General features: G+C 63.4%; 12 protein-coding genes. All 12 read right to left on the bottom strand.

The genetic code is table 11. The annotated features are described in order from the left end of the window. Nucleotides 1–69: 69 nt before the first annotated feature. The 12 genes from ABD024_RS12940 to ABD024_RS12890 all read right to left on the bottom strand — a co-directional run bounded on the left by ABD024_RS12940 (nucleotide 70) and on the right by ABD024_RS12890 (nucleotide 14,121). Complete coding sequence (locus ABD024_RS12940; protein ID WP_343853311.1) at nucleotides 70–261, bottom strand: glycosyl transferase family 39; 192 nt, start codon at nucleotides 259–261, stop codon at nucleotides 70–72. A gap of 73 nt (nucleotides 262–334) precedes the next feature. Then, nucleotides 335–682 carry an antibiotic biosynthesis monooxygenase family protein gene (locus tag ABD024_RS12935; protein ID WP_343853309.1) on the bottom strand — a complete coding sequence of 116 codons (348 nt, stop codon included), beginning with the start codon at nucleotides 680–682 and terminating at the stop codon, nucleotides 335–337. A 350-nt stretch (nucleotides 683–1,032) separates the two neighbouring features. Further along, the gene (locus ABD024_RS12930) at nucleotides 1,033–1,620 is read right to left on the bottom strand and encodes a methyltransferase family protein (RefSeq protein ID WP_343853307.1); all 588 of its coding nucleotides are present in this window, start codon (nucleotides 1,618–1,620) and stop codon (nucleotides 1,033–1,035) included. 81 nt (nucleotides 1,621–1,701) lie between these two features. Continuing rightward, complete coding sequence (locus ABD024_RS12925; RefSeq protein ID WP_343853305.1) at nucleotides 1,702–1,890, bottom strand: hypothetical protein; 189 nt, start codon at nucleotides 1,888–1,890, stop codon at nucleotides 1,702–1,704. Between the two features lie 75 nt (nucleotides 1,891–1,965). Beyond that, entirely contained in the window at nucleotides 1,966–2,442 is a 477-nt protein-coding gene (locus ABD024_RS12920) for a VOC family protein (RefSeq protein ID WP_343853303.1), read from the bottom strand. Between the two features lie 629 nt (nucleotides 2,443–3,071). Then, on the bottom strand, nucleotides 3,072–3,653 hold the full coding sequence (locus ABD024_RS12915; RefSeq protein WP_343853301.1) for an STM3941 family protein: 582 nt from the start codon (nucleotides 3,651–3,653) through the stop codon (nucleotides 3,072–3,074). Nucleotides 3,654–4,104: 451 nt separating this feature from the next. Continuing rightward, the gene (locus tag ABD024_RS16310) at nucleotides 4,105–4,362 is read right to left on the bottom strand and encodes a CPCC family cysteine-rich protein (protein ID WP_425543148.1); all 258 of its coding nucleotides are present in this window, start codon (nucleotides 4,360–4,362) and stop codon (nucleotides 4,105–4,107) included. A gap of 161 nt (nucleotides 4,363–4,523) precedes the next feature. After that, nucleotides 4,524–6,209 (bottom strand): alpha-amylase family glycosyl hydrolase, encoded by a 1,686-nt coding sequence (locus tag ABD024_RS12910; RefSeq protein ID WP_343853299.1) that lies wholly within the window; start codon nucleotides 6,207–6,209, stop codon nucleotides 4,524–4,526. Then, entirely contained in the window at nucleotides 6,206–7,723 is a 1,518-nt protein-coding gene (locus ABD024_RS12905; protein ID WP_343853297.1) for an MFS transporter, read from the bottom strand. Before ABD024_RS12905 ends, ABD024_RS12910 begins: the two co-directional genes overlap by 4 nt. Further along, nucleotides 7,720–9,924 (bottom strand): Six-hairpin glycosidase-like protein, encoded by a 2,205-nt coding sequence (locus tag ABD024_RS12900; RefSeq protein ID WP_343853295.1) that lies wholly within the window; start codon nucleotides 9,922–9,924, stop codon nucleotides 7,720–7,722. Before ABD024_RS12900 ends, ABD024_RS12905 begins: the two co-directional genes overlap by 4 nt. Before the next feature lie 267 nt (nucleotides 9,925–10,191). Next, the gene (locus tag ABD024_RS12895; protein ID WP_343853293.1) at nucleotides 10,192–11,742 is read right to left on the bottom strand and encodes a GH39 family glycosyl hydrolase; all 1,551 of its coding nucleotides are present in this window, start codon (nucleotides 11,740–11,742) and stop codon (nucleotides 10,192–10,194) included. A 111-nt stretch (nucleotides 11,743–11,853) separates the two neighbouring features. Continuing rightward, nucleotides 11,854–14,121 (bottom strand): glycoside hydrolase family 31 protein, encoded by a 2,268-nt coding sequence (locus ABD024_RS12890; RefSeq protein WP_343853291.1) that lies wholly within the window; start codon nucleotides 14,119–14,121, stop codon nucleotides 11,854–11,856. Nucleotides 14,122–14,191: the final 70 nt, after the last annotated feature.

Raw genomic sequence — 14,191 nt, 5'->3', positions numbered from 1 at the left:
CTGCGCGACGCGGGTGGTTGATCGACTTGACGGCCTGATCGCCCGACTTGGTCACGACACGACTTCAGACTACTTGAGAGACGTCGCTGTACGCGATGGATTCTTGTGGAGAACCCGCCGCCAGAAAAACGCCTCAAGGATGAAGGCTGCTGCAAGCAGGGCGCCGCCCATGACGGGCGCGCCGAAGAAGAAAGGGCCCACGCCAGTTGCGTATGCCACCGCTGCTCCGAGAAGCAGCGCAAGACCGATCAGATGCTTCATTGATATCTCCTTTGCTTGTTCAGGCTCGACGCTGCAGTCAAGCGGCAGCGCGGCTGCCTGTCTGGGCGAACAGTCAGTTGCCACTGCACGCGGGGGCGACCAGGAAATCAGCCACGGATTCCAGAACGACCTCCGGGTACCGCTCGGCGATGGCTTGCTCCATTTGCTCGCTGGCAACAGGGTCAACAGTGCCAATGGCGAACGCGTCTTTTCGAGCCTGCGCACTTGGCCATTGCGCGTAACTGTACCAAAGCCCGTCACTGCCGTAGTGCAAGCGGGAGCCCAACGAACCTCGTTCCGAGCGCAACAGCTCCGACAGGCGTGACCAGGCCTCGATGAAGGAGGACTCCATGCCAGGATGAAGACGCCACCTGTACAGCACCACGAATCTCGGACCCTTGGTGCTCAATTCTGGAGACATGGCCGATGACACCTGACGTTGGAGCTGGATGGCGGCGTAGCCATTCGCTTTAAATGCTGGAGCTCGACGACGCCTGCATCGCCGGCGAGCTCACCTGAAAATTGCTCTGCAAGAGAGATGGCGTCTTGAAGTGTCTCGTCTGGGCCGTGCGACGCTGCGAGCATGAAATATAGGCTTGAGCCGCCTCCAACACACAGATCATCCATGACGTCTTCGATCCTTGATACATCGACGCCGACGATCCCAACATCGCCGACCCGAGCCTTGTTCGGCTCGATTGAGCAGGTACAGGACATGGCCACCCACTGGCCATGGGCATACAACCCTGTCCACAAAACCGTAGGAACTACCTAGATGACGTATGGGATAAACCGCTTGGTGCGTGACATGTAATCCCTGTAGGGCTCACCGATCGTCTCAAGAAGGGCCCGCTCCTCAACCGATACACGAATCCCATAGAGGACGCAGTGAGCGAGGAGCAGCACCGCGACACTAATCCAGTTACCCAGTGCGATTCCGATGCCGGTGAACATGAGCAGCGCGGCTGTATATGAGGGGTGGCGTATCAGTCGGTATGGCCCAGTCTGTATGACTTGCTGATCTGCAGAAACGGCGACTGTACCTGTGAAGAACTTGCCCAAGGTCTTGAAGCAATACCGCCGGAGAACACCCCCGGCCAATAACGCTGCGGCGCCTGCCACCACCGCGGCGACCGGAAACGCCATATTGAGCCAAGGAAGAAACGCTACCGCAACAGCAACGAGCGTTGCGATCGGGGAGCCAATCATGAGCATGCGGAACGAACCGGCATCCTGAGCGGAGGACGCATCAGGGATGGCCTTGCGGATGACCTGGCCTTCTCTCACAAAGGCGAAGAAGACAAGCCAGAACGGGATGGCTAGCGGTAACCTGAAAATTTCCGGCGCATGAAGTTCCATGAGTGCCTCCCTGTCATCTAGCGCTGGAGTTGAGCGGCGACGAAGCCGTCCGCCTCAAACGGGTGGTTCGGCAACTAGCAGTCAGCTGCCATTGAGTGAAGATTTGCGAAGCCTGCTACTTGCCCCAATGACAATGACAAGTGTTGGAATGAGGAGCGCAAAGTTCATCTTTCCGGTTTGAACCATTGAGATGGATAGCCCAACGAGAGCAAGGACGCCAGCAACAACCGCAGCGATAGCCAACCACTTTGACAGATTGAGACTTGCCATTTCGACGCTCCTGGAGAGTAAGCCCAAAGCCTGAATTAAGTCGATCCGCGAAGCGGCTTCGGCCTGAATGAGTCGCTAGGCGCCATTTTGCGCAACTTCGCTCATGAGTGCCAACTGATTGCCATCTGGGTCGACGAACTCCACCAACCAGAGTTCGGATTGGGGCGTGCGATTCACTACATGTGGTTCGGCCATAAACGTGACGCCGCGCGCTTTGAGCGACGAGAAGACGGCATGAATGTCACTCACTTGAAAATAGATGGAAGATCCTCTTTGTGCGTTTTGCCCAGGAGGCACAACACCAACTAGAAGGCGGATCCCGCCGCAGTTGAAAAATGCCATTTGCGGAGGCGCCGCAAAGAGAAATGGAATGCCAAGTGTGTCCCGGTAGAAGGCGACCCCGGCCTCAAAGTTGCTTACGGGAACCAATAGTTGAGCGATCTTTGCATCCGCGAGATTCATGCAAATCTCCTTGGCCAGATGTGTGGTGCTTAACGCGGCGGCGAAGCCGTTCGCCTTGAACGAAATGTTAGGAGTTTTTTTCGTCGCCATGCTTAACCCACCCGAACAGCCGAGCCAGCCATTTAGCTGGAGCTCCGAAGGTTGCACTGTAGTGCGACGAGTAGATGTAGCTAACACAAAGGCAGACACAAGATAGGACAAAAACTAGCCGGTAACCGTGATACCTCCACGTGGCGTTGAACATAGCGTCGAAGAATCCCCTGTAGTAATGCTCGTTGAGCTTGAACAAAGCGAACGTAACTCCGCACGTCACGACGCTGAGCACAAATACCAGAAATGCGACCCTCTTCGACGGCGTGTCCAGCCTTTGCGCAATAGGAACCCACTTGGCCGTCTCCGGTCTCGGTAAGGACGACTGCCCAAACGTCTCGGAGAAGGGATTGATATTCTTATGGCGGAGGTATTGCCAGTATGGTGATTTCGTGGCGTGGGCCATGGCACCAAAATATGCGCCAATTAGAGCCCACGAGACGAATTGCTGGGGTACACCAAGCAAAAGAAGGCCGATCGCGGCAGCGAAGATCAGGATGATCCGCTTCGCGACTTTCCACATTACATACACGGCCGACTCCTAACGCTGGAGTTAAGCGGCGGCGAAGCCGTCCGCCTTGAACGAGTTGTTAGACAAAAAAGCCATTCCAGGAGAGTGGTGCTCAGTCTCAAGATGAAGCCGATGTCTCTCTCTCCGCAGGAATGGTTTGTCGAGCGATTTCGAAAGCCGCATAGTTATCCTTCATGAGGGCGATGACCTCATCAAGATTAAGGCTTAGCGATCTTGTTACAATCGTCACGGGACTTGGCCCGAGCTTCATGCAAAGACCCAATAACACTCTCTTTGTAAAACCACATTTAGAAATGTATTTCGCAGGACTTCGGAGTAACACGTATAAAAGTTTCTGGTTTTTTGCCACTTCACGAACTTCAAGCCCCGTCACGTCCTCCCAGGCGATAAACCCGAGCGAAAACATATTGGTATTGTCGATAAATCCGTTTTCAAGAAACTGTAATCCAGGTGAATTGTCAAATAGCTTCCTTAGAAACCATAGCGCAAAGGTACCGAGAAGCACGAAAGAGAATAGTCCGAAGGAGTGGACAAATTTCGGATTGTTAAAAATCAGAGACTGAATCTGGACATCATCTAGATGGAACAGCCACCATCCTATCCAAGCAAAGGCAGAGCAAGCCGCGAGACCTGCCGAGTTTTTTGCTTTGCTGAGGGGAATAGAGATGAGATTGGCCATAGCTATGTCTAACGCTGGAGTTAAGCGGCGGCGAAGCCGTCCGCCTTGAACGAGATGTTAGACCATGACACGAGAGATCTCCGAAGCCATGAGCCAAACGATGGGAAACAACACGAGCAGCCATGCTAGCCAGTGAATAGGTCTACGCCACGCCCAACCGGAAAAAATGGCGACTGCAGCAAAGCCGAGTACTGCGAATGCAGGAAGGAAGTACCAATTTGCTGCGACGAGCTCGTATACGCCAGAGTCGACGTTACGCCCATACCTGGCGACGGTTTCCGTCACTGCTACCTGTGATGCGTGATACAGCCACGCAGCCATTGCGAGTAATGCTGCGCTGGCAGCCGCGTCTATCCACGCTGCGAATTTCACTGATGTAGCCATCGTGGTCTAACGCCTGAGTTAAGCGGCGGCGTAGCCGTCCGCCTAGAACGAGTAGTTAGCCGCCGCCTCACAGCTCATGAGGAAGTGGAGTACGAACATGAGGAAGATCTTTGCGACAGGATGCACCGAACAGTTTGTAGTTTGCACGCGCCTGAGTGAGGCTCAAATTTCCATTGGGACCTCCCCAAACTTCGTCTGCGCTTGCGTCATCTTGACCGTCGTCTTCCCAGAAGCAGACTTCGCAAATGAGGTGAACACCTCTCTCGCCAATCGTCTTGTATCCGCAACATGGGCATCGTAGAGGCAAGTCTTCGATGGAAGTCATAGAGGCTAACGCTAAGTAGATTTCAAATTGCAGTCTAATCCGGCAGCCTATCCCGTGTCATTGGGGCTGTTTTGCCGTTGCACGCTCAAAGAATCAAGGCGTTAGCCTCTTGCAGGCCGCCTAATCCAGCAGCCTAATCCGGCAGTGTTTGGTTGGGCGAATCAGCGCTCAGGATGCCCGCGCTCCTCCATCAGCCGCGTCAGTTCCGCCACCAGGTCCGCGCGCTTTGCCACGGCATCCAGCAGATAAACTTGCACGTCGTGCGCCGAGACGCTGGTGCGCAGGTGGCCGCCTTCGGCTACGTCGATTGCGGTGCCGCCGAGCACTAGTTGCCAACGGCCGGCTTGCAGGTAGTCGCTGACGTCGAACTGCGCGGCGGCGTCGCCCTTGTTGAGCAGCACCAGCGCGATCTGATGCACGTCACCTTTTTGGTACACGCGATAGAACGCGGCCTGATTGCCGGCGAAGTGGATCGGCAGCATCAGGCCGCGTTGCAGGGCGGGGGTGTTCTCGCGCAACAGGGCGATGCGTTTCAGCTGGCGATAGATCGGGCTTTTCGATGCCGCGTCGATGCGCTGTTGGCCGTAGTAGTTGCGGTTGCCCTGGTGTTCGGCCTTGCCGCGTTCGAACCCGGTTTCGGAGCCGTAGTAGATCGCGGGAATGCCGCGCGCGGTGAACAGCCAGTTGTTGGCGTCGATGAAGCCGTTGTCGCTGGCGTTCAACCGTGCCATGTCGTGGTTGTCATAGAAGGTGACCAGCTCGTACGGATTCGCGTACGGGCCATTGGTGAGATACAGGCGGTCGAGCAGTTTGGCGTAGTCGCTGCCGGGGTGTTCGAACACGTCGGCGATGCGGCCGCGCAGCGGGAAGTCGAGCAGGCTGATGCCGCCGTTCTGTGGCCAGGTGTACTGGCCGATGTTGTCGGGGCTGTAGTCGAACGCTTCGCCGAACATGAAGAAGCCGGGATGCTTGGCGCGGATGCGCGCGGCGAATTGTTTCCAGAACGCGGTGGGCATGTGGCTGATGGTGTCGATGCGAAACGCGTCGGCGCCCTGGTCGGCCCACTGCATGTACGCGCCCGTGAAGTAGTCCAGCACGGCCGGGTTCTGATCGTCGTTGTTGGACAGCTGCACCAGGTCGTCGTAGGCGTGGTAGAAGCGGTGCAGCGGGTTGCGCACCGGGTCGAGCTGGTCGGGGCGCAGGTTCTGTTCGTCGGCGATCAGCTTGCCGTGCTTGTCGTAGATCTGGCCGAACATCGGCTGCGCCTTGGGCATCGTGAAGGCGGGCGAGCCGTGGTTGGCGACGATGTCGAGCACGGTCCTCAGGCCGTGCGCGCGCATCTTCGCGGTGAATTGGGTGAAGTCAAGATCCTTGCTCGGCAGGTGCTCGTCGAGCTGGTAGAAGTTGACGCCCCAGTAGCCGTGGAAGCCGGTCTTGCCGCGGTCGGTGAACTTCGAGCCCCAGCTCACCGGGTCGCCGCCGGTGAACGCCTCGTTCGGGTTGTCCACGATCGGGGTGATCCACACCGCGCCGAAGCCCATGCCGCGGATGTAGCCGGCGTTGTCCAGCACGCCCTTGAAGTCGCCGCCGAGGTAGCCGATGTTCGCGCTCTCGCCCTTCGGCGCGCCGGGCACCGGGATGTCGAAGGTGCGGTGGGCGCCGCCCTGGTCGCGCTGGTCGTTCGACGGATCGCCGTTGACGAAACGGTCGGTCATCACGAAGTAGATCGCGTTCGATGCGAACGGCGCATCGGTGCCGACGAATTCCGGCGTGGCGGTCGTGGCTGCTTGCGCGTAGCCGCAGGCCAGCGTCAGCGCGCCGACCAGGAGGGTCATTCTCTTGATCATGTCGGGGTTCCGCTAGCGAGGGCTGCGGGCGGCACGTAGACCGGCTCCCGCACGCGCAGGGTGAACAGGCCGGCGACCAGCAGGCAGGCGCCGCCCAGCGCCAGCGCCCAGATCGGCTGGTTGTGGAAGCACAGCCGCAGCAGCAGGCCGAGCACGCTGGCGGCGAGCAGTTGCGGAATCACGATGAAGAAATTGAAGATGCCCATGTACACGCCCATCTTCGCCGCCGGCAGGTTGTCCGACAGCAAGGCGTACGGCAGCGACAGGATCGAGGCCCAGGCGAAGCCCACGCCGACCATTGAGGCCAGCAACCACTGCGGGTCGCGGATGACCAGGAACGACAGCAGGCCGGCGCCGCCCAGGCACAGGTTCACCAGGTGGCTGATGCGCAGGCCCCAGCGGCGCACCATCAGCGGGATCACCACCGCGGCCAGCGCGGCGAAACCGTTGTACGCGGCAAACAGCACGCCGACCCAGTTGGCGCCTTCGTTGTAGAGGGCCGAGCCGACGTCGGTGGTGCCGTAGATGGTCTGCGTCACGCCCGGCGTGCTGTAGATCCACATCGCGAACAGCGCGAACCACGAGAACAGTTGCACCCAGGCGAGCCGGCGCATCGCGACGGGCATGTCGTAGAGATCGCCCATCACCTCGCGCAGCATGCCGCGGCTGCGGGTGAAGCCCAGCCAGACGAACAGCAGGCCGAACACGAGCAGGCCGCCGGCAAGCAGGTAGACCTCTTTCTCCAGCGCAAAATGCCCGATGGCGAACAGCACCGCGATGCCGGCCACCAGCAGCGCCAGGCCGGGTCGCCAGGCCTGCGCCGCGTCCACCGGCGGCTTTTCCGCCACGTTGTCGGTGAACGATTGCAGCTGCGCGGGCGGGTATTCGCGCGTGCGCAGGATCGTCCACAGCACCGCGCCCAGCAGCACCGCGCCGCCGGCGTAGAACGCGTACTTCACCGTGTCGGGGATGCTGCCATCCGCGGCCACGTTGGCCACGCCGAACCGCGCCAGGATCCACGGCAGCGCCGAGGCCACTACCGCGCCGATACCGATGAAGAAGCTCTGCATCGCGTAGCCGGTCGGCCGCTGCTGTGTGGGCAACTGGTCGCCGACGAAGGCGCGGAACGGTTCCATCGACACGTTGATCGACGCATCCAGGATCCACAGCAGGCCGGCGGCCATCCACAGCACCGGCGCGTTCGGCATCCACAGCAGGGCCAGCGAGGCGAACACCGCGCCGATCAGGAAGTACGGTCGGCGCCGGCCCAGCCGGTTCCAGGTGCGGTCGGAGAAGTGGCCGATGATCGGCTGCACGATCAGCCCGGTCAGCGGCGCGGCGATCCACAGCGCCGGGATGTCGTTCACGTCGGCGCCCAGGGTCTGGAAGATCCGGCTGACGTTCGCATTCTGCAACGCGAAGCCGAACTGCAGGCCGAGGAAGCCAAAGCACATGTTCCATATCTGCCAGAACGACAGTGCCGGTTTGTTGTTCAAGAGGGTGCCGTCCTTCATGGGGTGGCGTGGCCGGTGGCGAGCGGGGCGATCAGCAGGGTGTGCACGTCGGCCTGGTTCAGGGCGCCGTCGCTGCCGCCGCTGCCGCCGGTGTAGTGGGCGAAGTGGCCGAGGTAGCTCATGTTGAAGCCGTCGTCGAGGGTGAACCGGCAGGTGGCGCCTGCCTTGGCGTCGAAGCGGCCCCAGGTGGATGGCTGCGTGCGCACGCTGTGCGGCATCACGATCGGCAGGCGCTGCTCGTCGCTGCCCGCGCAGCGGATCACCAGCATCTTCACTGCGGCGGTGATGCCGGTGTTGATCGGGCCGTGGTCGTTGGCGTAGTCGAGCGCGACGCGATAACTGCCGCTGGTCGATGCGGTCCACGTGCGCGGCCAGTTTCCGGCGACTTTCGTCACCTCGCCCACGCAGGTGTCAGGGCTGTGCAGCGATTCCAGGCCGTGCGCATCCACGCGCGTGGCGCTGAGGCAGGCCAGGCCAGGTTGCCGCGCGAGGTGACTGTCACCATCGACGCTGCCGTGAACCTGACCGTTGAGGTAGAGCCGCACCTTGCCGTCGGTCGTGATCTGCCAGCCGTCGCCGTCGGCGCGTATCCGCGGTGCGGCAGGCGCGACGGGCGCGTACAGCGGCGCATCGGTACGCAGCGGCGCGTCCGGCACCTGCACGGCCTTGAGCATCACCGTGGTGGCCGTGCCGCGCGTGCTGGTGCGATCGGCGACGAGCAGGTTGCCGATGTATTTTTCCGGAAGCTGCAAGGTGATCTGCCGGTCGCGCAGGTCGAGCGTGATCGCGCGGCGTTGGCCGAACAGCATCGGCACCAGCGAAGTGGGCAGCTTCGGTTCCACCCGGCCGTCGTCGCCGAGGCCAAACACACCTTCGGTGACCACGGCCAGATAAGCCGCCACCGACCACAGCTGGCGCGGCGAATTCACCACCGGGCCGCTGAGCCTGCCTTCGTCCACGTGCTGGCCCTGGGTGAGCAGCTCGTAGTTTTCCATGTTGGAACCGTACAGCGCGGCACCGCGCATCACCGACTCGATCTCGTGCGCGATGCGCGCGGGCTGCTCCGTCATGCGTGCGGCGCGCAACGCATACGCGCTGACGAACGGCCAGATCGCGCGGTTGTGGTAGATCGGCTGGTCGGAACGCTCGGGCCAGATCACCGGGCTGCCGGCGGGCCAGCTCGGGTAATTCGCCAGCGCCTGTCGCGCACGTTCGCCGTCGGCCACGCCGCTGGTGATCACCAGCGCGATGCCGAGCAGATCGTAGCTGTCGTAAGGCGTGCCGTCGCCGCCGAGGTAGCTCATGTACGTGCCGCGGTCGGCGCGCCAGAAGTACGCGTTGATCGCGCTCTTCAGCGCGGCGGCCTGGTTGCGGTAGCCAGCCGCCGCCTTCGCGTCGTGCCGTCCGTCGGCCAGCGTGGCGGCCAGCTGCAGCGCCTGGTAATGCAGCACGTTGGTGGACAGCGCATAGGACTGCGCGATGAAGGTCACCTCGTCCGCCGTCCACGCCGGGTAGCTCTGCTCGCGCCAGTCGAGGAACGAGGTCTCGCCGCGGTACAGGCCGAACGTGGTGTCGAATGCGTACTGGCGATCCTGCGCCAGGGTGGCGCCGAGTGCCTTGTCGACGTCGCCGGCAAAGGCCGTGTCCCCGAGCAGGTGGCGCGCGCCGAGGAACCACACCACGCGGTCGGTGCTGATCGGCCAGCTGCCGCCGGAGCCGGTGTCCTGCATCGGATAAAGCCGTTTTGGAGCCGAGCCCTGCGGCGCGGACGCAACGCGCGCGTCGGACAGCTTGAACTTCAGCCCGTTGCGCGAGCGCGCCGGGTCGAAGCGCCACAGGCCAAGGTCGATCGCGTAGGACAGGTCGCGTGTCCACACGTAGGGCCACTTCAGGCCGGTCACGAAACACTGGCAGGGAATCGGCTGGCCGTGGTCGAACGCGCCGTCGCGGATCGCGCTGACCGAATCCAGCGCCAGGTCGTCCTGCGCCATCGCGAACAGGCCGTCGAACAGCACGCTGGCGGTGTCGGTGCGCAATGGTTGCGCGGCGATCCCGCGCTCGCCGTAGGGCCACGCCAGCGTGTAGTTGTGCTGCGCGTCGCGGCTGATGCCGACATGCACACCATGCCAGTCCAGCCCGTCGTGCCAGGCCGGCGCCGCTGCGCCCGCTGCCAGCGCGGCGGCCAGGACGATGCTCAACATGCGCGTGCCGCTCGTGGCCCGCGCTGGATGATGTGCTCGATCGGCATGTCCCCTCCTGCAGCTATGGTGTCGTGCCGGCACGTGGCCCACGCATGCGGCGGGCCTGTTCGTGCGGGTCGTCACCGCATGGTAGATAGCGTCGCACTGCAGCAACCAGCCCATGCATACGTATTCATGGGCGGATGGGCCGGCGGCGCGGCATGCCCCTTGCCGCATGAGGCCGTGAGCGCGGGTTGCCGGTCGGGCCTTGCGCTGGCTTGATCGGCCTCAGCGCAGCTCGACTACCACCAGCCCCTGTACCGGAACAGTGACCTCGAACTTGCCGTTGCTCACTTTCATCGACTTCGCTGCGGCCAGCTTGCCGGCTTCGCGCAGCTGCACGATCTGCTCGCGGCTGGGGGAGTTGGGGCGGCCCATGCGGTCGAACGCGGCGACGGCGTTGCCGTGGGTGGCGTCCAGCCGCCAGACGGTGGCGTGGGCGCCGGCGGGCAGGTGTCGCACGTCGATGCTGAAGTGCTTCGGCGTGCCGGCGGGTTTGCCGGGCGTGTAGCTGGCGGTATGGCCGACCTCCGGGGCGTAGTTCCACAGCGCGATGACCACGCTGCCGTCGTCGCGGCGGGTGGCCAGGGCGGCATCGGAATCCACAACGAGCCGCTTATCGCCCAGCTTGTGCAGCATCGCGAACGCGTTGAACGCGGGCTTGGGAATGCGGTTGGCGGCGATCAGGCCGAAGCCGCCGTAGAACGGGTTGCGCACGATGCCCTGTTCCTCGAACACGTCGGAGAACGACCAGTAGCTCATCACCTCGACCTTGCCGGCACATTCGCGGATCGTGTTGGCGAGCCACGGCCCCATGAACACGGTGTCGGTGACGTTGGGCAGGTTCGCGTAGCTGGCGTTGTACTCGCTGAAGACCAATGGCATCTGCGGGTAGGGCGAGGCGGCGATTTCCCGGTGCACCTTGTCCACCGCGCGGCAGACCATGTCGCGGCGTGGCACGTTCTCGTCGCTGTGCAGCACGTTGTCGGCGGTGTCGTCGCCGTAGACGTGGGTGCTGACGAAATCCACCGGTACCTTCGCCTCGTGCGCATGCTGGAGGAAGTCCGGAATCCACGCCGCCTGCGCGGTGGACGGGCCACCCACGCGCAGGCGCGGGCTGACCGCCTTGAGCGCGCGCACGGTGTGCTCGTACAGCGTGAAGTAGCTTGCCTGCGCCGGCGTGCCGGTCCAGAAGCCGATGTTCGGCTCGTTCCACACCTCGAAGTACCAGCTGGCCACTTCGTCGATGCCGTAGCGCTCGACCAGATGTTTGGCCAGCGCGCCGATCATCGCGTCCCACTCGGCGTAGTCCTTTGGCGGCGCGATGTTCGGGTGGTACCAGAACGGGTGCAGCGCGGCCGGGTCGGAGGTCAGCTCCGGCGGCATGAAGCCGAGTTCGACGAACGGCTTGAAGCCGTGCTCGAGCAGGCCGTCGTAGATCTGGTCGACGTAGGAGAAGTTGTAGGAAATCTTTCCTTGCGCGTCGCGCTGCACCAGGCCCACGTCGTGGTCGAGGATGCCGTGGAAGCGGATGTAGCCGACGCCGGTGGCCTGGTGCACGGCGTCCAGGTCCCTGCGGTAGTCGTCACGCAGCGCCAGCGAGGCGCGGCCGGAGCCGAGCATGTGTTCCCAGAAATGCGGGAAGGGCGTGCCGCTGGCGCTGGCGTCGACGCGGATCTGTTCGCCTGCCGCAGGAGCGGCATGCACGGCGCCGGTGACCAGCAGGATGGCGGCGCAGGCGGAAAGCAGGAAGTGGCGGGCAATAGACAGGTGGGTCATCGCGATGTCCATGTCGGCGCGGGGGCGGGCGGGGCGCACACGATTACACCGAGACGGAGAGTCTCGTACGCTCCGGCCAGCGCGTCCACTGCCGCGGGAAATCCGGAGCGCTCAGCGCCCGGGTGAAAGCACCACGTCCTGCGGCGTGCCGGCGGCGATCCGCACCCAGGTCACCGCGCCGAAACGATCACGGCCGCCAGCCCAGCCTTCGCCCTGGCTGCGCCGCAAGGCGTCCGGATCGGCGAAGGACGGCAGGCGCTTGCCGTTGCCGGTGACTGCGCCGCTCGTGTGGCCGTGGACCTTCAGCAGGTAGAAGCGCAGCGCCGGTTTGAAGCTGCCGCTGGCAGCGCCGAGCTCCAGCTGCACGGTGTCGCCGCGGCGCTGGGCCGAGAGTGATTGCAGGAAGTACGCGCCATGCTCGTAGTCGTAGCTGCTGCCGTCATCGTCGTAATAGTCGAACGTATTGCGCTGCGCGGCGGGGAACACGTCGACGTCGAGCTGGGTTAGCGGCTGCTCGCCCACGTAGTCCATCGGCGGCTGGGTCGGGATGATCGCGCCCTCGCGGACGAACAGCGGGATGTCGCTCCACGCCTTGCTGTCGATCGCCAGGCGGATGCTGCGGCCGCCGTCGTAGACCTTGCCGTTGAACCAGTCGGTCCAGCGCCCGGCGGGCAGGTAGACGTCCTTCGCGATTTGCCCTTGCACGACCACCGGCGAGGCCAGCAGCCAGTCGCCGAACAGCCAGCTGTCGACGTCGTTGCGCACGTTGGGGTCTTCGGGCCAGTCGAACAGCAGCGGGCGCACCAGGCCCATGCCGGTGGCGCGGCGCGCGTGCTCGTAGCTGTAGATGTAGGGAATCAGCGCGTAGCGCAGGCGGATCGCAGCGGTCGCGGCCTTCTCCGCGACCGGGCCGTACACCCACGGCTGGCGCTTCTGGCCCAGCTCGCCGTGTACGCGGAAGATCGGCGTGAATGCGCCGAACTGGATCCAGCGCGCGTAGTTCTCCGGCGTCGGCGTGCCGTCCTTGAAACCGCCGCCGTCCATGCCCCACTGCATCGCGCCCACGTTGATCGCGCTGAGCATGCGTGCGCGCTGGCCGGCCATGCTGGCGAAGCCGCTGGGGATGTCGCCCGACCACAGGCCGTAGGCGTAGCGCTGCGAGCCCAGCCAGAAATTGCGGTTGATCGACCACACGCGCTGGTTCGACACGGCGCGCTGGCTGTCGTACAGCGCGCGCTGCATGTTCATGAACTCGGTATCACTGCCGGTGGTGTCCGCCTCGTCGTTCCACCAGCCGACGATGCCGTGGTCGTAGCCGTACTTGATCGCCAGGTTGCCGAACCAGCGGCGCGCGGCGGCCAGGTCGAAGTCGATGTTCCTCACCGGCTTGTGCGAAAAATAATCGTCGCTGACTTTCTCGCCCGGCACCCAGAAACCGTGCGCGCTGGCGTAGCGTCCCTCCACCGTGTCGACGTGGATGCGCGGCTTCATGATGCCGGTCAGCTTGATCCCGCGGACGTCCATCTGTCTCTTCAAGGCACCGCTGGGACCGTCGGGAAATTTGATCGGGTTCCAGCGGAACTCGCCGTAGTCGTCCTCGCCCCAGGCCTTCCAGTCGAAGTCCAGCGTGATGTTGTCGATTGGAATGTGCTTGGCGCGATAGGTGTCGACGATCTGCAGCAGCTCCTTCTCGTCGATGCCCCACTGGCTGTTGGTGAAACCCATCGCCCATTTCGGGAACAGCGGCGAGTGGCCGCTGAGCTGCGCCAGTGCGGTGAAGATCTCGGCGGGTGTGCCGACGAGGAGGTAGTAGTCGGGGTGTTGGCGTGCGGCGCCGCTGACACTGATCATGCCCGGCGCCAGGGTGAACGTGGCGCCGTCGCTGTCCAGCAGCACGCCGTAGCCGGCGCTGCTCCACACGAACGGTGCGCCGGCGTGGCCCTGCTCGCCAGCCATGGCCACCTGCTTGCCGGTGCGCAACATGCCGGCCGAGGCGTCCTCGGTGGCGTTGTAGCCGCCGATGCCGTACAGCGCGTCGTGGGGATCGTGGCGCAGGCTCAGCGTGCCGGGTTGTGCGGGGGCGAGGTCGATCTGCAGCAGGCGTCGCTGCTGCGCGTCGTCGATCTGCAGCAGCTGGTGTTGCCGGTTCCAGTGCACCGAAGCGCTGCTGGTGGTGAGCGTCGGCTCGCCCGCGCTGTCGTCGGCACGTACCGGCTCGAAGCCCGGCAGGGTGGCGTCGCGGTCGATCACCAGCGCGGGCGTATCGGTCGCACCAGCGTGCCGGTGTTGCACGTGCACGATGCCGGGCGCGACGAAGCGGACGGTGAGCTGGTCGGCGCCGAGGTCGATTGCGATGTCGTGGTTTGCAATAGGGGCCATGGAAGATGTCGGTGGAGTCGTTGCATGGGTGGCGCCGGTGCCGAACGAGGCCAGGGCAAGGCCCAGGCAC

Origin of the sequence: Rhodanobacter soli, from assembly GCF_039523495.1 — a bacterium.
Taxonomy (GTDB): Bacteria; Pseudomonadota; Gammaproteobacteria; order Xanthomonadales; family Rhodanobacteraceae; genus Rhodanobacter; species Rhodanobacter soli.
The sequence above is the reverse complement of the archived record's forward strand: the minus strand, read 5'-3'. Positions and strand labels throughout refer to the sequence as shown.